This window comes from Streptomyces sp. NPDC028991, assembly GCF_055564775.1.
Genome location: NZ_JBVHVP010000041.1, coordinates 1 through 17990, shown reverse-complemented (window position 1 = coordinate 17990; position 17990 = coordinate 1). Strand labels below are relative to the sequence as shown.

16 protein-coding genes are annotated in these 17990 nt (G+C 71.4%); 10 read left to right on the top strand and 6 right to left on the bottom strand.

What is annotated here, in order from left to right; translation table 11 throughout:
* Nucleotides 1-107 precede the first annotated feature (107 nt).
* The 4 genes from rhaS to ACZ4V1_RS34950 all read left to right on the top strand — a co-directional run bounded on the left by rhaS (nt 108) and on the right by ACZ4V1_RS34950 (nt 5992).
* Nucleotides 108-1193: a rhamnose ABC transporter substrate-binding protein gene (gene rhaS, locus ACZ4V1_RS34965; RefSeq protein WP_468344895.1), complete on the top strand. Its 1086-nt coding sequence runs from the start codon at nt 108-110 to the stop codon at nt 1191-1193.
* 65 nt (nt 1194-1258) lie between these two features.
* The gene (locus ACZ4V1_RS34960) at nt 1259-1579 is read left to right on the top strand and encodes an L-rhamnose mutarotase (protein ID WP_468344892.1); all 321 of its coding nucleotides are present in this window, start codon (nt 1259-1261) and stop codon (nt 1577-1579) included.
* Nucleotides 1580-1660: 81 nt separating this feature from the next.
* Nucleotides 1661-2689, top strand: coding sequence for a LacI family DNA-binding transcriptional regulator (locus ACZ4V1_RS34955; protein ID WP_468344889.1), 1029 nt, complete (start codon nt 1661-1663; stop codon nt 2687-2689).
* Between the two features lie 309 nt (nt 2690-2998).
* Nucleotides 2999-5992, top strand: coding sequence for a 3-keto-alpha-glucoside-1,2-lyase-like domain-containing protein (locus ACZ4V1_RS34950; protein WP_468344886.1), 2994 nt, complete (start codon nt 2999-3001; stop codon nt 5990-5992).
* A gap of 76 nt (nt 5993-6068) precedes the next feature.
* On the opposite strand, the gene ACZ4V1_RS34945 is transcribed toward ACZ4V1_RS34950, so the two are convergent.
* Complete coding sequence (locus ACZ4V1_RS34945; RefSeq protein WP_468344883.1) at nt 6069-6482, bottom strand: ribosomal maturation YjgA family protein; 414 nt, start codon at nt 6480-6482, stop codon at nt 6069-6071.
* A gap of 206 nt (nt 6483-6688) precedes the next feature.
* Nucleotides 6689-7978, bottom strand: coding sequence for a hypothetical protein (locus ACZ4V1_RS34940; RefSeq protein WP_468344880.1), 1290 nt, complete (start codon nt 7976-7978; stop codon nt 6689-6691).
* A 410-nt stretch (nt 7979-8388) separates the two neighbouring features.
* Between ACZ4V1_RS34940 and ACZ4V1_RS34935 the strand changes: the two genes are divergently transcribed.
* From ACZ4V1_RS34935 to ACZ4V1_RS34920, 4 genes are all read left to right on the top strand, one after another.
* Nucleotides 8389-9279, top strand: a complete 891-nt coding sequence (locus tag ACZ4V1_RS34935; RefSeq protein ID WP_468344877.1) for an SDR family oxidoreductase — start codon at nt 8389-8391, stop codon at nt 9277-9279.
* A gap of 317 nt (nt 9280-9596) precedes the next feature.
* Nucleotides 9597-10508, top strand: coding sequence for an NAD-dependent protein deacetylase (locus ACZ4V1_RS34930; protein WP_468344874.1), 912 nt, complete (start codon nt 9597-9599; stop codon nt 10506-10508).
* Between the two features lie 282 nt (nt 10509-10790).
* Entirely contained in the window at nt 10791-11654 is an 864-nt protein-coding gene (locus ACZ4V1_RS34925) for an alpha/beta hydrolase (RefSeq protein ID WP_468344871.1), read from the top strand.
* Nucleotides 11655-11861: 207 nt separating this feature from the next.
* Nucleotides 11862-12071: a hypothetical protein gene (locus ACZ4V1_RS34920; protein WP_468344868.1), complete on the top strand. Its 210-nt coding sequence runs from the start codon at nt 11862-11864 to the stop codon at nt 12069-12071.
* Nucleotides 12072-12094: 23 nt separating this feature from the next.
* Here ACZ4V1_RS34920 and ACZ4V1_RS34915 read toward each other — a convergent pair whose 3' ends face one another.
* The 4 genes from ACZ4V1_RS34915 to ACZ4V1_RS34900 all read right to left on the bottom strand — a co-directional run bounded on the left by ACZ4V1_RS34915 (nt 12095) and on the right by ACZ4V1_RS34900 (nt 14875).
* Nucleotides 12095-13084: an MASE1 domain-containing protein gene (locus ACZ4V1_RS34915; protein WP_468344865.1), complete on the bottom strand. Its 990-nt coding sequence runs from the start codon at nt 13082-13084 to the stop codon at nt 12095-12097.
* A 50-nt stretch (nt 13085-13134) separates the two neighbouring features.
* Nucleotides 13135-13965 carry a PP2C family protein-serine/threonine phosphatase gene (locus tag ACZ4V1_RS34910; RefSeq protein WP_468344862.1) on the bottom strand — a complete coding sequence of 277 codons (831 nt, stop codon included), beginning with the start codon at nt 13963-13965 and terminating at the stop codon, nt 13135-13137.
* A 206-nt stretch (nt 13966-14171) separates the two neighbouring features.
* Nucleotides 14172-14576 (bottom strand): VOC family protein, encoded by a 405-nt coding sequence (locus tag ACZ4V1_RS34905; RefSeq protein ID WP_468344859.1) that lies wholly within the window; start codon nt 14574-14576, stop codon nt 14172-14174.
* Nucleotides 14573-14875: an ArsR/SmtB family transcription factor gene (locus ACZ4V1_RS34900; protein WP_468344856.1), complete on the bottom strand. Its 303-nt coding sequence runs from the start codon at nt 14873-14875 to the stop codon at nt 14573-14575. Before ACZ4V1_RS34900 ends, ACZ4V1_RS34905 begins: the two co-directional genes overlap by 4 nt.
* Before the next feature lie 408 nt (nt 14876-15283).
* Here ACZ4V1_RS34900 and ACZ4V1_RS34895 point away from each other — a divergent pair, with 408 nt between their 5' ends.
* Nucleotides 15284-16450 carry an alanine--tRNA ligase-related protein gene (locus tag ACZ4V1_RS34895; RefSeq protein ID WP_468344854.1) on the top strand — a complete coding sequence of 389 codons (1167 nt, stop codon included), beginning with the start codon at nt 15284-15286 and terminating at the stop codon, nt 16448-16450.
* Between the two features lie 57 nt (nt 16451-16507).
* Entirely contained in the window at nt 16508-17902 is a 1395-nt protein-coding gene (locus ACZ4V1_RS34890) for an SMI1/KNR4 family protein (RefSeq protein ID WP_468344851.1), read from the top strand.
* The last annotated feature ends 88 nt before the right edge of the window (nt 17903-17990 follow it).

Sequence of the window (17990 nt, the reverse complement as noted above, 5' to 3'; positions counted from 1 at the left end):
CCGTAGTCCTCCCCCCCCCGGCTCCTCTCGGCCCCTCCCGACCGGCCCTCCGCGCCAGGACGGCTCCTCTCCCCCACCTCCCGCCCGCACAGGTAAAGGAACCTCCCATGCCCGGTACCACCGCCAGATCCCGACGTCTGACCCTCGCACTCGCCGCCGCCACCGCGCTCGCGCTCGGCGCCACCGCGTGCGGCGGCACCACCAAGGACGACGCGTCCAAGGACGGCGGCAGCGCGGCCGTCGGCAAGGCCGACCCCGACGCCAAGACCAAGAAGGGCCTGACCGTCGCCTTCCTGCCCAAGCAGGTCAACAACCCCTACTTCACCACCGCCGACAAGGGCGGCGAGAAGGCGCTGCGGGAACTGGGCTCCGCCTACAAGGAGGTCGGCACCAGCAGCGGCACCGACACCGCCGGCCAGGTCAGCTACGTCAACACCCTGACCCAGCAGCAGGTCGACGCCATGGCCGTCTCCGCGCAGGACCCCGGCGCCCTGTGCACCGCCCTCAAGCAGGCCATGCGCAACGGCGTCAGTGTCGTCACCTACGACTCCGACACCAACAAGGACTGCCGCCAGGTGTTCGTCTCCCCGGCCTCCGCCGAGGACCTCGGGCGCACCCAGGTCGAGTTGCTGGCCAAGCAGATCGGGGGCAAGGGCCGGATCGCGATCCTGTCCGCGGCACAGACCGCGACCAACCAGAACACCTGGATCGACGTCATGAAGGAGGAGCTGAAGAAGCCCGCCTACAAGGACATCGAGCTCGTCAAGGTCGCCTACGGGGACGACGACGCCCAGAAGTCCTTCCAGCAGACCCAGGGCCTGCTGCAGGAGTACCCGGATCTGAAAGGCATCATCTCCCCCACCACCGTCGGCATCAAGGCCGCCGCCCAGTACCTGTCCGGCTCCAAGTACAAGGGCAAGGTCAAGCTCACGGGCCTCGGCACCCCGAACGACATGCGCGCCTACGTGAAGAACGGCACCGTCGAGGAGTTCGAGCTGTGGGACCCGGCCAAGCTCGGCGCGCTCGCCGCCCACGTCGCGGTCGCCCTCGAGTCCGGCCAGATCACCGGCCGGAAGGGTGAGACCTTCACCGCCGGCGACCTCGGCACCATGACCATCGGAGCGGACGGTGTCGTCTCCCCCGGTGAGCCCACCGTCTTCGACAAGGCCAACATCGACGAGTACGACTTCTGATCCGCACGACAGTCGTGGGGCCCCGGCGATCACCGGGGCCCCACGCTCGGCAGCAGGGTGGTCCGATGCAACGTGTCTGCTTTCTTCTGAAGGTCCGCTCCGAGAGGGTCGCCGAATACCGCGAGCGCCATCAGGACGTGTGGGCCGACATGCTCGCCGCGCTCTCCGAAGCCGGCTGGCGCAACTACTCCCTCTTCCTGCGGGAGGACGGCCTGCTCGTCGGCTATCTCGAGACCGACGACTTCGAGGCGGCCCGGGCGGCCATGGAGGCGACGGAGGTGAACGCGCGCTGGCAGGCCGAAATGGCGGACTTCTTCGAGGAACTGGACGGGCGGGCCCCCGATGCCGCCATGCGCCCTCTCACCGAGGTCTTCCATCTGGCGTGAACCGGAGTCGCGGCTTCGCAGGATGAACGCTTCCCCCGGACCGGCCTCCTTGGACGGGGGACAGAACAGCAGGAGACACGCATGACGCACCCCACGCCGGCCGTCGGGATCAAGGACGTGGCACGGGAGGCCGGCGTCTCCGTGGGCACGGTCTCCAATGTGCTCAACCGGCCCGGCCGTGTGTCGCAGCGGACGCGACGTCATGTGGAGCAGGTGATCGCGCGTCTGGGCTACGTGCGCAGTGAGTCCGCCCGGCAACTGCGAGCGGGCCGCAGCCGTGTCCTGGCGCTGCTCGTCCTCGACATGGGTAATCCGTTCTTCGTCGACCTGGCCCAGGGAGCCGAGCGCACGGCCCGGGACGCGGGACTCGCCGTCGCCCTGTGCAACAGTGCGCAGAGCGCGCAGAAGGAGGCGGAGTACCTCGAACTCTTCGCCGAACAGCGGGTCCGCGGAGTGCTGGTCACCCCTGCCGACCCGAGTGGGCGCAGCCTGGGCGAGTTCCGGCGGCACGGCATTCCGTACGTGCTCGTGGACCGGGTGGCGGGCGACGAGGAGGGCTGCTCCGTCTCGGTCGACGACGTCACCGGCGGTGCCCTGGCGATCCGTCACCTGACCGGCGCCGGGCACCGCTCCATCGCCTACGTCAGCGGTCCGCCGCACCTGAGGCAGGTGCAGGATCGCCGGACCGGGGCACTGGAGGCCGTCGCCCGGGCCGGCCTGCCCTCCACGGCGTTGCGGGAGATCCCCACGGACCGCCTCGACGTGTCCGCCGGACGTGACGCGGGAGCCAGGCTGCTGGGTCTGGCGGAGCGGCCCACCGCCGTCTTCTGCGCCAACGACCTGCTGGCCCTCGGGGTTCTCCAGTTCATGTACACGGCCGGGGTCAAGGTCCCCGACGACCTGGCCATCGTCGGGTACGACGACATCGAGTTCGCTGCGGCGGCGACCGTACCGCTGACGTCCGTCCGCCAGCCCGCACGCGCGATGGGCGCCATGGCCGCCGGCCTGCTGCTCCAGGAAGCCGGTGACCGGGCGGACGAGCACCGTCACGAGCACGTCGTGCTCCAGCCGGAGTTGGTCGTCCGCGGTTCGAGCCTGCCCAGGCGCTGAGGCCCCGCCGCGTCCCTCGGGACGCCGGAGGCGCCGGCCCCGCGCGCGGCCGCTATGTTCATCGAAGGGGAAACCCGGCCGGAGATCAGCGTTCTTCGCCCATCGGCGAACAGAGTTTGTACTCACTGATGACAAACTTATAGACGCGATCGGCAAAAGGCTTCTAGGGTATGCGACGCCCGGTCGATTCCAGGCATCTCGCACACACCACGCGTCACTTCGGGTCGGCAGGACGCCGACCGCACCACCTCGTCGTCCCGTACCACCGTCATGGGCGGCCCTTTCACGGGTGGCCCCCGGGGAGGATGCATGAGTTCACGGTCCCGCTCCAGAACTCGCGGACGACTGGCGGGTCTGGTCGCCGTGTCGTTCCTGTTCGGCTGCCTCGGCTCGGCGCCCGCAGGCGCCGCAGGTGCCGCCGACGACCTGCCACCGCAGGAACCGGGCGTCACACTGCGCGTCTTCGACATCGGACAGCCGATGAACGAGATCTGCGCGCTCAAGCCCGGACAGACCCCGAACGTCGACAAACTGATGCCCGTCATCGACTTCTCCACGGCCGAGGACTTCGGTGTCGGTGACAACTTCGTCTCGCAAGTGATCGCGAACATCGAGGCACCCGAGGACGGGGCCTACACCTTCCGTCTGACCAGCGACGACGGCTCACGCCTGACCATCGACGGCCGGACGGTCATCGATCACGACGGTCTCCACGCGGCCGAGCCCAAGGACGGCACGGCCACCCTGACGGCCGGTCACCACGCCCTGCGCGTCGATCACTTCGACCGGGCGAACGACCAGCGGGTGACGCTGGAGTGGAAGCCGCCCGGCGCCGCCGGCTTCTCCCTCGTACCGAACTCCGCCCTGAGCACCGACGCCGACGTCGTGCGGGTCACGGCCCCCGGCCGCAAGCAGTGCGAGAGCGGCACCGACACCCCCGGCGACGGACTGCCGCTGGACGGCGTGCATCCCGACTACACACTGACGGACCTGCGGCCCGACGGTTTCGAACCCCAGGTCACCGGCATGGACTGGCTCCCGGACGGCCGAATGGCCATCACCACGTGGGGCGGCACCGACAACACCGAGGGCGAGGTGTACCTCCTCGACAACGTCACCGGCGCGACCGGCCCGGACAAGGTGACGGTGAAGAAGGTGGCGAGCGGCCTCAAGGAGCCCATGGGCATCAAGGCGCTCGACGGAGCCCTGTACGTGTCGCAGAAGCACGAGCTCACCGAGCTGCGCGACACCGACGGCGACGACGTCACCGACGCGCGGCGCACCGTGGCGACCTGGCCGTACGGCGGGAACTTCCACGAGTTCGCCTTCGGCCTGCTCTACCGCGACGGGCACTTCTACCTCAACCTCTCCGTCGCGATCGACTACGGGGGCGCGACGACGAATCCGCAGCCGGCGCCGAACCGCGGCACCACGATCAAGGTGAACAGGAAGACGGGCGAGGTGACCTACCTCGCCGGCGGCCTGCGCACCCCGAACGGCATCGGCTGGGGCCCCGGTGGCGATCTCTTCGTCGCCGACAACCAGGGCGGCTGGCTCCCGGCCTCCAAGCTGGTCCGCATCAAGCCCGACCGCTTCTTCAACCACTACACCAACCCGGCCGGCCCGTTCGACGACCAGCCGGTGACCGAACCGGTGCTGTGGCTGCCGCAGAACGAGATCGCCAACTCCCCCAGCACCCCGATCCTCTTGAAGAAGGGCCCGTACGCCGGCCAGATGCTGTTCGGCGACGTGACCTACGGCGGACTGCAGCGCGCCTTCCTGGAGAAGGTGAAGGGCAGGGACCAGGGCGCGGTCTTCCGCCACACCCAGGGCCTCGAGGCGGGCGTCAACCGCATCACCCAGGGTCCGGACGGCGCGATCTACGCGGGCGGCCTGGGCGCCGGGGGCAACTGGGGCCAGGAGGGCAAGCTGACCCACGGTCTGCAGAAGCTCGCCCCGAACGGCGGCAAGGCGTTCGACATCCGGGCCATGCGCGCCGAGCGGGGCGGTTTCGAGCTCGAGTACACCCGGCCGCTGTCCCAGGAGACGGCGGACAAGCTCGCCGAGAGCTACCGGGTCGAGCAGTGGCGCTACGTGCCCACACCGGCGTACGGCGGTCCCAAGGTCGACGAGGAGACCCTCGCCGTGACCTCCGCACGGCTGTCCGAGGACCGGAAGAAGGTCACGCTGCGGATCGCGGGCCTCAAGCCCGACCGTGTGGTGCACGTCCGCTCACCGCGTCCGTTCAGCTCGGCCGAGGGCGAGACGCTGTGGAGCACCGAAGCCTGGTACACGCTCAACGCCATGCCGGGCAAGCAGCCCCCGACGACGTCGTACGAGGCGGAGGAGGCGCGGCGCTCCGGCGGGGCCGGCGTCAACACCGACCACACGGGCTACTCCGGCAGCGGCTTCGTGGACGGCTACGGCACCCAGGGCGCGGCCACCTCGTTCACCGTCGACGTGGACAAGAAGGGCACCTACAACGTGGCCCTGCGGTACGCGAACGGGCCGAACCCCTTCACCGGCACCAAGACGGTGAGCGTGTACGTGGACGGCACGAAGGTGAAGCAGTCGAGCCTGCTCAGTACGGGCGGCTGGGACGACTGGTCCACGCGGAGCGAGTCGCTGAGGCTGCGCAAGGGCGCCAACACCATCACCTACCGGGTGGACGAGGGCGACACCGGACACGTCAATCTCGACATGATCAGTGTGCACCCCCAGGGTGAGCGCATCGTCCTGTTCGACGGCGCCGACCGAGCGGCCTGGCAGCAGACGGACGGCCGTACCGCGCAGTGGCCGCTGACGGACGGCGGGATGGAGGTCTGCTGCGGCGACCTGCGCACGAAGCAGGCGTTCGGTGACTTCAAGCTGCACGCCGAGTTCTGGCTGCCCGAGCTGCCCCCGGACGTCACGGGCCAGGACCGGGCCAACAGCGGCATCTACCTCCAGGACCGCTACGAGATCCAGATCCTGGACTCGTTCGGTGACACCACGCCCGCGGACAACGAGGCCGCCGCGATCTACCAGCAGAAGGCCGCCGACGCCAACGCGGCCCGCCCGCCGGGCACCTGGCAGACGTACGACATCACCTTCCGCGCGGCGCGCTTCGACGACCAGGGCGTCAAGACGCAGGACGCGCGCGTCACGGTGGTGTGGAACGGCGTGACCGTGCACAAGGACGTGGCGCTCGGCGGCGCGACCGCCGGGGGCGCTCAGGAGGCCCCGACGGCCGGTGCGCTCCGACTGCAGGACCACGGCAACAAGGTGCGGTACCGCGACATCTGGATCGAGCCGCTGTCGTAGCGGCTCAGGAGGCGGCGAGGACGGAGGTGGCCGCGCCACCCGCGGCGCGGTGCCGCCCCCGCCGCGTCCGCCACCGTCAAAGACGCCCGCGCGTCCGGCGCACGGCGAGCCAGCCGGTGGCCGCGCCGACCGCGTACCAGAAGAGGTCCGGTGCGTTGAATGTGGAACCGAGGACCAGGCGGGCAACCGCGCTCTGCCGGGAGAGATCGGCCGGCACGCCACTGAGCTGCGAGAACTCGACACCCCAGCTGACAGCCAGGGCGACCGCGGCGGCTCTCGGCGGCGTCACCCGGGGCGCCGCCAGGATGACGAGGGCAAACACCAAAAGGGTGTAGAGGGCGTCTCCGCCGTACTTGGCCACGTCTCCCGACGCCACGGTCCTGAGCCCTGTTCCGGCGCCGGCGATCACCAGGGCTGTCACCGCCGCGGCAAGACGTACCCGCAGGAGACCGCCCTCGTCGTCGGCACGGGTTCCGGAAGTAGCGGTCATGCGGTCATTGTGCTGGGTTTCGAGGGGTGACTCGGCCGACGACCGCGCCCCTGGCGGGAGCGGGCGCGGTACTTCGAGCGGAGTCCACCGAGACCGCGTGGGACCGGGTGGACGTGGCACGCCGCACCGGCCCCCTGTGGGAGGCGGTACCGAGTGGGAACCGCCCGGTCCGCGCCACCGGTCGCCCGCCGGAGCCGTCCGCGGGCTCAGCAGGCGGGTACGCCCGGGAGCCGGGATTCGGCGGCGTCGACGAAGACGTTGGAGACGTGGCCGCCGTAGTCGGGCAGACAGGACCACGCGTCGTTGCCGCGGCCGGCGTGGTTCACGAGCCGGCCGCGGACCTGGCACCGCACCCGCACGGTGGTGGCTCCGGGCAGGATCGCCACGCGGGTGGAGGCGGTCGTCGGCTGCTGCCGGACGCTCACGTCGGTGCCCCGGGTCGGGAACGACTTGGTGTCACCGCCGGTCCAGAGGTAGGTGACGGTCACCCAGCCGTTGTCGTCGAGGCCGATGTCGTGGAAGGTTCCGTCCGCCAGGTCGATGCCGGCCGGGTTGGCGACCTGCCTGCCGAACTCGTCCCGTCCGCCGTTGTGGCCGTCCTCGTAGGCCGCCTGTGCCTGGGGCAGGCCCCGTGGCAGGTCCTGCCACTGTTCGCGCTGCGCGGAGGGGTTCCAGTGGTCGTCGTGCGTGTTCCACGGGCCGACGTCCCACACCGGCGCCGTCTCGCAGCGCACCGGCCCGCAGACCTGTACCGAGTACTGGCCGCTGTCCTTGGGCGACAGGGCCCTTCGCGAGGGGAGGGCCACGAAGTGGTCGTTCTCGCGGATGACGTGGCCGTTGGCCGTGGTGTGCCCGACCAGGCCGACGCGGGTGGCGTAGACCCGCGCCGAGAAGGCGGAGACCGCCTTCGGCGCGGGCCCGGCGGGGGCGCTGCCCATGTCGTCCGCCGTCAGCGTCAGGGCTCTCACGGCCGCCGCTGCCCCGCCCCCGGCGTTCCACAGGGTGAGCCGGGCCTGGACGTCGAGGACGTCACGCGGCAGGTCCACCGCGGTGCCGGTCGCCACCTGGCGCCACTCGGTCCAGGTCCCGTCGGCCGCCCGTCCCCGTACGTCGACCTCGACGCTCGCGGCCGCGGGCACCGTCGCGTCGAGGTCCGCGGAGACCCGGTTCACCGGCCGGTCCACGCGGTGTGCCTCCAGCACGGCGGAGGCGTAGCCACGGTCCCGTCCCAGGGAGGCGGGGGTGACGGAGCCGTCCCGCACCCGCAGGGCGCCCGCCTCGTACGCGACGTTGACGTCGTCGGCGCCGGCCGGGGACAGGTCCGGACGCCAGGAGAACAGGGCGTGCGTGGACGCGGCGCCGACGGCCGGAGCCGGAGCCGTGGCCGACGCCGTCCCGGCGAGGACGAGCAGGCACACCGTGCCGCTCAGCGCGCGTGGGGACCTCGTTCCGGGGCGCCAGGCGGAACTCCGGCGCCGGGTGGTGGGGGTCGGCATGGTGGGCACTCCCGGGAGCGAGGGGCGTCATTGACGTCGACGAAGGTGTTCGAGCTCCGGTCGCCGTGGTCGGGCGGGTACGACCGGGCGTCGTTGCTGTAGCCGTCGTACTGCACGAGTCCGCCGCGGACGCGGCAGGCCACGCGGAGGGACGTCACTCCGGGCGGGCTCGCCACCCGGGCGGAGTCCGCCGACGCCGCTGCCGGACGCTCACGTCCGTGCTCCGCGCCGGGAAGGGGGTTCCGGTGGCGCGGCGCCGCCGTCACCGAAGCGGTTCGCGACCCGGGGCGGCGTGCTGCGGACGCGCGACGACGCCCGACCGGGCTCGCCGGTGGGTGGGGTGGCTTTTCGGACGGGCCGGCCAGGGAACACGGTCGCTGACCTCGTCCCGCGAGACACAGGAGGCCGACGTGGCGGACGATCAGCGTGACCAGCAGGACCCGACCGAGCAGTACCCCCGCCCCGACTTCGCCGCGCAGGACCAGCCGCACCCCGGCTGGACCGGGCCGATGGACCCGCCGCCCGACCACGGCGAGGAGTCCTACCGCGGGTCGGGCCGTCTGGTGGGCCGCAGGACCGTCGTCACGGGCGGTGACTCCGGCATCGGCCGGGCGGTGGCTCTGGCCTTCGCGCGCGAGGGTGCCGATGTGCTGTTCACCCACCTCGCGCAGGAACAGGACGAGGCCCGGGAGACCTCCCGCCTGGTGGAGGACGCCGGTCGGAAGGCCGTCGCCGTCTCCTGCGACATCCGTGAGGAGGAGAACTGCCGGGCGCTGATCGACCGGGCGGTGGCGGAGTTCGGCGGCATCGACGTCCTGGTGAACAACGCCGCCTACCAGATGGCCCAGCCGGACGGCATCGAGGCGATCCCGACGGAGCAGTTCGACCGGGTCGTGCGCACGAATCTCTACGGCATGTTCTGGCTGACGAAGTTCGCCCTGCCGCACATCCCCGAGGGAGGCAGTGTCATCAACACCACGTCGGTCCAGGCGTACAAGCCCAGTCCGCACCTGCTGGACTACGCGATGACCAAGGGCGCGATCGTGACCTTCACCCAGGGGCTCGCCCAGATGGTCGCGGAGCGGGGCATCCGGGTGAACGCGGTGGCCCCGGGACCGGTGTGGACCCCGCTGATCCCGGCGACGCTGCCGGACACGGCCGAGTTCGGCAAGCAGAGTCCACTGGGCCGTCCCGCGCAGCCGGCCGAGCTGGCGCCGGCGTACGTCTACCTCGCCTCGCAGGAGGCCGGCTACGTCACGGCGGAGATTCTCAACGCGACCGGTGGCACGCCGCTGCCGTGACCACGGGGGCCGTCCGGCGGCGAGGACCGTCCGGCGGCGAGGACCGCCCGGCGGCGAGGACCGCCCGGCGGCGAGGACCGCCCGGCGGCGAGGACCGCCCGGCGGCGGGGACCGTCCGGCGGCCGCCCGCACGCCGCGACGGGCGCCCCCGGCTCGCGGTGCGCGGCGGCTGTCCGAGCACCGCCGAGTGTGCCGCGGCCCGCTGCCGGCGGCGCACCGCCGACGGGGCGCCGACGGGCCGGCCACGTGGGCGGCCGGAACCCGCCCCGCGCGTCGGTGGGCCGGACCGCGGGCGGGCCGTTCCGTACCCTGGCGGCATGCGCATGCGCCCCACTCTGAGCTGGACCCCTGCCGAGGACCTGCCGCCGGGTACCACCGATCCGGAGCCGGTCGCCGACGCGCTGCGCACCGGCGGTGTGCTGGTGCTCAGCGGGGCGGGCATCTCCACCGAGTCGGGCATCCCCGACTACCGGGGCGAGGGCGGGAGCCTGAGCCGGCACGTCCCGATGACCTACCAGGACTTCACCGCCGATCCTCGGGCCCGACGCCGGTACTGGGCGCGCAGCCACCTCGGCTGGCGCACCTTCGGCCGCGCCCGCCCCAACGCCGGGCACCGGGCCGTCGCCGCGTTCGCACACCACGGCCTGCTCCAGGGGGTGATCACCCAGAACGTCGACGGCCTGCACCAGGCCGCCGGCAGCGAGGGCGTCGTGGAGCTGCACGGAAGCCTGGACCGGGTCGTCTGCCTGTCCTGCGGTGCCTTCGGTCCGCGCCGTGCACTCGCCCGGCGGCTCGAGGAGGCCAACCCGGGCTTCGAGCCAGTGGCCGCGGGAATCAACCCGGACGGTGACGCCGACCTCACCGACGAGCAGGTCGGGGACTTCCGTGTGGTGCCGTGCACGGTCTGCGGCGGCATCCTCAAACCGGACGTGGTGTTCTTCGGCGAAGCCGTTCCGCCCCGGCGGGTCGAGCACTGCCGCGCGCTGGTCCGCGAGTCGTCCTCCCTGCTGGTACTGGGCTCCTCGCTGACGGTGATGTCCGGGCTGCGGTTCGTCCGTCAGGCGGCCCAGGACGGGAAGCCGGTGCTGATCGTCAACCGGGACCCGACACGGGGCGACCGGCACGCCCTGACCCGGGTCGCGCTTCCGCTGGGCACAGCCCTCACCACCGTGGCCGAACGGCTGGGCATCTCGCTCGACGGCCGGGCGCCGGCCCGGGAGGAAGCGTGACGGCTTGACCACTTCCGTGCGAGGAGCACGGACTCCGGGCGTGCCGCCCCTCGGTCACCGCCCCAGGACGCCGTCGCCTGCCGCGGCGACGTCCGTACGGGAGCCGGGGTGCGGGCGGCGTCGAAGGAGCGGTCGGGGCGGCCCGGAGTCCGCCGTGCGCTGATCCCGCCACGCGAACGGATGGCCGCGAACCGGTTGCACGGATGATCTTCCGCTACATAGGGTCCTTGGCATATCGGGCAACTGTTCGCCGCCCACGGGGGCCAGAGAGTGAGTAGACCTATGCAGCCGACGTTCGTACTGGTGCACGGAGCCTTCGCGAACTCCTTCTCCTTCGCACCGCTCCAGGCCGAACTCGGCCTGCTCGGTCACCGTTCGGTCGCCGTCGACCTCCCCGGTCACGGTTTCGCGGCGAGCTACTCGCGCGCCTACCAGGCGCCGCAGGATCTCGAAGGGCTCGCCACCGCGCCGGGCTCCATCAAGGGTGTCACGCTCGCCGACAACGTGGCGCACCTCATCGGCGTTCTGGAACGGGCCAAGGAGAACGGACCGGTGATCCTCGTCGCGCACAGCCGCGGCGGTTTCACGGCCACCGCCACGGCCAACGCACGCCCGGACCTCATCGACCGCATCGTCTACGTCGCCGCCTGGTGCCCCGTCGACCTGGACGTCAACGACTACTACGGCGAACCGGAGATGGCCACGGTCGACGCCGCTTCACTCGGCCTGGCGATGGCCGGGAACCCGGCGGAGCTCGGTCTGCTGCGCGTCAACTTCCGCACCGCCGACCGTGACGCCCTCGCGGCGTTCAAGGCCGCCTTCCTCGCCGACGGCACGGACGAGGAGTTCCTGACCTTCCTGAACACCTTCCAGCCGGACGAGAACCTCGACGTCGGCACCTCCGCCGACCGGGCGCAGGCGGCGGCGTGGGGCCGCGTCCCGAAGACTTTCGTGCGCCTCGCCGACGACGCGAGTATGCCCCTCGCCATGCAGGACCGGCTGATCCGCGAGGGCAACGCCCTGACGCCGGACAACCCGTACGACGTCCGCACCCTCGGCGGCAGCCACCTGAAGTGGCTCGTCGACCCGGCACCGGCGGCCCGCGTCCTGGGAGAGCTCGTCGCGCTCACGGTCCCGAAGGCCTGACCGCGGGCAAAGGCTTCGCCGTCGGCTGTACACATGCCGGCCGGTGGGGCCGGGCGGCCGGCGGATCTCCTGGCGCGGTGAGGTCGCGCCGCTTGCCACCACGGGGCCAAAAGGATGGCCGGAGGCCGTGTCGAGCGGCCGCCGCGGACCCGTCGGGCCATCCTGGGCCGGAAGCGGCGCCCTTCCCCCACGATGAGGAGCACGACCATGCCGACGGACCCGGTTGGACGTTTCCTGGCGGCTCTGGACCCGGAGCACCGGGACGCCGTCACCGCGAAGCCTCGCGAGGAACAGGAACGGCTGGCGGAGAACTGGGAACGGGAACTGCGGGCGGACACCGACCTCGACACCCTCGACGAGCTGTCCCCGCCGGCGGCGGAGGCCGAGGCTGCCCGGCGTGTCCTGGGCGAGCGCTGATCCCTCTCGCCCACCGCCCTGTCTCACCGGTTGCCTCCCCCGGACGACCCCGTGTTTCCGGGGCCCCCGGCGTTCAGATGCTGCAACGCCTCGACCAACTCGTGGCAGGCCCGTTCGACCGACCGTCTGGTGTTGATCTGTTCGGTGATCACGGCCGACAGCAGGAGAGCGGTCAGGCCCAGCGTCCCGTTGAACGCCTGTAGCTTCATCATCGTCTCGATGTCGGTCAGCACGCCGAAGGAACCGGCCTCCTCCCTGGCCGCGACGGTGGCCATCACGGAGGCGAAGAGCGCGCACGGCATGCCGCCCGCCAGCTGGAAGCGCAGCGCGGCCCAGATCAGCAGCGGATACACCAGGAACAGGACGCTGACCGAGCTGTACGCGACCAGCGGTACCAGGACGCACACGACCAGGGTGAGCGCCGCGGCCTCGACCCATCGGCCGGACGGGGGCGGCCAGCGGGCCCGGTGCAGCAGAAGCAGCAGTGGAGTGACCAGCACGACGCCCATGGCGTCACCCACCCACCAGGCCAGCCAGACGAGCCAGACGTCGTCGTTGGCGATCTTGTCCGTGAGGACGAGCATGCCGACGCCCGCGCCCGAACTGATCAGCATGGCGGTCAGCGCTCCGAGGAACACCAGCATCAGACCGTCGCGCAAGCGGCTCAGACTCACGCGGAATCCCACCGCGCGCAACATCACAAGGGCGCACACGGGCGCGACGGTGTTGCCCATGACGACCCCGGCAGCGGACAGGCGGGGAGCGGTCAGGGAGGCGACCACCAGCAGGGCGCCGACGGCGATACCGGGTACGCACCGCAGTCCGAACAGCAGCAGACAGGCCACCGCGACACCGGTGGGGGGCCAGATGGGGGTGACCACCGCACCGTCCGCGACCAGTTGCTGCGAGAGCCCCAGTCGTCCCGCCGCGTAATAGCAGACGGCGACGAGCAGCGTCTCGCAGACGAGGACGATCGGTCGCGGCCAAGCACGGATACCCACCACAGCAGCCATCAGACACCGACGCCGCCGCGTCAGCGAGGCGAGCCGTGCGTCGTCCCGCCCTACGGCGTAACAGCACGCCCGTCATGACCGACGACGAGCACGGCCGCGTCGTCCTCGTGCCCCACCAGCTCGGCGTTCTTGAGCACGGCGGCCGCGAGCGAGTGTGCCTCCATTCCCGCGACGGCGGCGACGCCCGCCAGCCGTACGACCCGTTCGAGCCCCTCGTCGACGCTCAGGGAAGGCCCCTCCACCACGCCGTCCGTGAGCAGGACGAAGACTCCGCCCGTCGTGAGCCGGTACCTGGTCACGGGATACTCGGTCCCCTTCAGGACGCCCAGCGGCGGTCCCCCTTCGTCCTCGGATACCTCCGCCTTGCCGTCCGCCGTGGCCCATACGCAGGGGATGTGACCGGCCCGGGCGCTCTCCAGGACGCCGGTGGCGGGGTCGAAGCGCATGAAGGTGCAGGTGGCGAAGAGATCCTTGTCCAGGGTGAGGAGAAGGTCGTTGGTACAGGCGAGCAGGTCGCCGGGCTCGCTCGTCATGGAGGCGAGCGCCCGCAGGCCCACCCGGATCTGTCCCATGAAGGCCGCCGCGTCGATGGCGTGGCCCTGGACGTCTCCGACGGAGAGGCCGATCCGGCCGTCCGGGAGTACGAAGGCGTCGTACCAGTCGCCGCCCACGTTGAGCCCGGCGTACGCGGGGGAATAGCAGGCGGCCAGGTGGAAGCCGGGTACCGCGGGCAGGTCCGCGGGAAGCATGTCGCGTTGCAGCGCGATCGCCAGCTCCACCTGGGACCGGCGCAGCTCGGCGAGCTCGCGTGCCCGAGTGGTGAGCGATGCCAGCCTGGCCAGCAGCTCTTCACCGTCTGGTGCGGGGCGTTTGCGGAACATCGACCACTCCCGGGCCATCCGATCCGCCAGTCCTCGCGGCGGCGCCTCGAGAAGTCGGACGGTCCAAGTCTCTCATTCGCCTCGAAGACAGGCATTCGGAAGCCGGAGCGATCAGAGGCAGGGGCGGCTCATCCGGGGGTCCCCACCGCGGACGACAGGCGCGCGCCGGGTGGCCCGGCGGGGGTGACCGCCTCCTGGGCCGTCCGTCAGGACCGCGCGTCCGTGCCCGGTGCCGCGATCTGGATGAGGTTGCCGCAGGTGTCGTCGAACACGGCGGTGGTGACGGGGCCCATTTCCAACGGCTCCTGGGTGAAGTGAACCCCGAGGCCGCGCAGGCGCTCGTACTCCGCCCGCACGTCGTCGACGGCGAACTGGGCCAGCGGGATGCCGTCCTCCACGAGTGCGTCGCGGTAGGTCTTGACGGCCGGGTGACCGGCGGGCTCCAGGAGGAGTTCGGTACCGCCGGGCTCGTCGGGCGAGACGACGGTCAGCCACCGGTCCCGCTCCCCCACCGGCACGTCGTGCTTCTTCACGAAGCCGAGAACCTCGGTGTAGAAGCGCAGGGCCTTTGCCTGGTCCTCGACGAAAACGCTGGTCAGATGGATCTTCACGGGGTGCTCTCTTCCGGTTGGGGCGTGTCGGGCACGAGCCATCGCTCGGTGATCCGCCGCAGCGGAGCCGTGTTCAGCTCGTGGAACTTGTAGCGGCCCTCCCGCCTGGTCTCGACCAGCCCGGCGGCCTCCAGCACGGCGAGGTGCTGGGAGACCGCCTGCCGCGAGATGCCGAGCTGATGCTTCATGCTCAGTCGCGAACAGATCTCGAACAGTGTCTGTCCGGACTTCTCGGCGAGCTCGTCGAGGATGGTACGGCGGGTGGGGTCGGCCAGGGCTTTGAAGAGGTCGTCGGCCACGACCACAGAATAGGCAAGCAATCACTTGCCTATCAAGTCGTGGACGTCCGGGGTGCCGGAGAGCCGGGACGTCCGGGGTGCCGGAGAGCCGCCCGGTGACCGGCGCGACGGCGAGTGCCCGTGTACCACCGGACCGCGGTCGCGACCCAGGGGCGGGATATTCAGGTGCCCGGAGCGGGCGAACGCGTTATCTTCTCCGGCATGAACGTCATCGGCCGAAACGTCCACGCGACCGCGCGAGCGACCAGCTCGCCGGTTGCCGCCGCCTGACCTTCTCCTCTCCCCCACCGGCGACCGGAAACGGCCCGCCGGTGGTCCCGTGGCGTTCCGACGTCCTCGCCTCTGCCTGACGACCACGCGGTCCCGTTTCCGGTGCCTCTCCCGCTGCGACGCGAAGGAGTCACCCTCATGAAAACGGAGCACGTCGTCCGCACGTTCGTCGAGTACTACGAGGAACACGGTCATCGCCGGATCAGCGGGTCGTCACTGCTGCCGCCACCCGGCGACACCGTGCTCTTCACCACCTCCGGGATGCATCCGATCACCCCGTATCTGGAGGGCCGCCCGCACCCACTGGGCCGGCGGCTGGTCAACGTACAGCGCTGTCTGCGCACCACCGACCTGGAGGAGGTCGGCGACAGCACCCACTTGACGGTCTTCGAGATGCTGGGCACCTGGTCGCTGGGCGACTACGGGGGCTCCCGGAGCCTCGACTGGGGCCACCGGCTGCTCACCGAGGGGCTTGGCGTCGATCCGGGCCTGCTGCACGCCACCGTGTACGGCGGCGACGACCAGGTCGGAGAGGACACCGCCTCGCTGCGCCTGTGGCAGGAGCGCGGGGTGCCCGTGGAGCTCACGGTGGAGGACAACTGGTGGTCGAACGGGCCGGTCGGCCCGTGCGGGCCGGACTCGGAGATCTTCCTGTGGACCGGTGACACCCCGCCCCGGTCGACACCCACCCGCGACGACCGCTGGGTGGAGGTGTGGAACCACGTGATGATGCGCCATCGCCGGCTCGACGACGGCCGCGTCGTGCCGCTTCCCCAGCGCAACGTCGACACCGGGCTCGGCCTGGAGCGCCTCGCCTCGCTGCTGCAGGGCAAGTCGTCGGTGTTCGAGTGCGACGTCTTCGACCCCTGGCGGCGTATCGTGCCGTCCCTGTGGTCACTGGACGAACCGTCGCTCCGCCTGGTCTACGACCACCTCCGCTCGGCCGTCGTGGTCGTCGGCGACGGGGTCCTCCCGGCCGCCACCGGACGGGGTTACGTGCTGCGCCGCCTGGTACGGCGGGTACTCACCGTGCTGTGGCGGGACGATCCGTCGCGCAGTCTCGGAGACCTGCCGGACGAGTTGGTCTCGCACACCCTCGACCGCTTCCGGCAGGAGGCCGAGCCCGGCCGGGTACGTCGGCTGCTGCTGGAGGAGGAACACCGGTTCGGGCGGCTCATGGAACGCGGCCGGGAGGTGCTTGCCCGGCCCCGGTTCCAGGGCCCGCTCCGGGAGGAGGACTTCCATTACCTGCACGACACCCACGGTCTGCCCCGCGACCTGGTGACGAGCCTGCGGCAGGAGTGAGGGCTCGCGGCGGGGCCCTGGCGCCTCGATGTCAGTGGCCCCGCGTACGGTCTGCGCATGGTTGATCAGATCCCTTCCCCGGACGCGTTGCACGACTTCTCGACCTGGGATCCCGTGCTGCGGCTGCTGCGGGACGGCAGCGCCCGGAAAGCGACCGCTTCCGCACCCCTGCGCGTGACGGGACGCATCGGCCGGCACGACTGGAGTCTGCCTCTGCGCCGGCCGGCGCTCACGGCCGCGCAGGCGGCGGACACGCGGGCCGAGACGGAGGCGGTGCAGCGGGTGCGCGACGCGCTCGCGGAGGCCGGACTCGACGGCATCTCGTTCACCACGAAGTTGACACCGACCGGGGAGGCCGCGGTCCGCCTGCTGGCGCCCAGCCCTGCCGTGGAGTCCGGACTCGGCCCGGGTCCGGGCGCGCTCCTCCTCGTCGAGGGCGCCGTTCCGCAGCCCTGGCGCTGTCTGCCCGACCCGGTGCCCGGGGCGGTGGCGGCCGCTTCGGCCGACGCGGCCCTGCTGGAGCGGACACTCCGTGAGCGGTTGCCCGAGGCCATCGGCGCGACCGAGACGGAGATCGCGGGCGCGGAAGCGCGCCTCGGCGTCGTCCTGCCCGAGGAGCTCAAGGCGCTCTACCGGGTGACACGGTCGCTGTGGGAGGACTGGGGCGACGACCACGAGGCACCGGTACGGGAGTCCATGGCGGTCGGCTGCGAACTCTTCCCGCTGGACAGCCTGTACATAGCCGACGCGTCGTCACGCCCGTGTTCCTGGAGGTTCGCGGCGATGGAGGCGGTCGTCACCCCTCCCGACGCCGCCGTCCAGGGCCTGGTCGGCTCTCCCGGCTGGATCGTCTTCGGCGACAACGGCGGTGGCGACCGGCTGGCGGTCGACCTGACGCCCGGCCCGCGCGGGCACGTCGGGCAGATCATCATGATCGGCCACGAGGGGAACATCGGTGCCTCCTTGGTCGCGGACTCGCTCACCGACCTCGTGACGGACCGGCCCAGCGATCATCGTGACGGCGCCTTCGAGGACCGGCCGCCGGCCGTCGCGCACGTCAACATCCGCAGCCTGCCCAGCATCGAGGCCGCCGCGCACCCCGGTCTGGAGGTGCTGTCCATCGGCGCGTGGGACGCCAAGCCGCTCAGCCTCGTCCCGGTCGTCGGCCTGCCCCGGCTGCGGACGCTCGTCGCCTATCCGGGGACGCTCGCGGACCCGCTGGAGATCGCCGAACTCACCGCGCTGGAGTACCTGGAGGTCGGCCCGGAAGAATGGCGCGTCCTCCTCGACGCGGGAGCCGTCCCGCGAGGTCTGTCGGCCGCCGCGGTCAAGGTGCACGGCGACCGGGACGTGGAGCCCGCCAGGGCCGTCGTCAACGAACTCCTGGCCCTCTGGGGGCGGCCCCCGATCGTCCAGACCCTCCTGCGGGGCGATCTCGGCCCCATGCCCTAGAGATCGTCTTCAAAGGTCAGATCCAGAGCAGGATTGAGGCGATGGTGACGGCGGCTTGGTAGGACTCGCGGGTCTTGTCGTAGCGAGT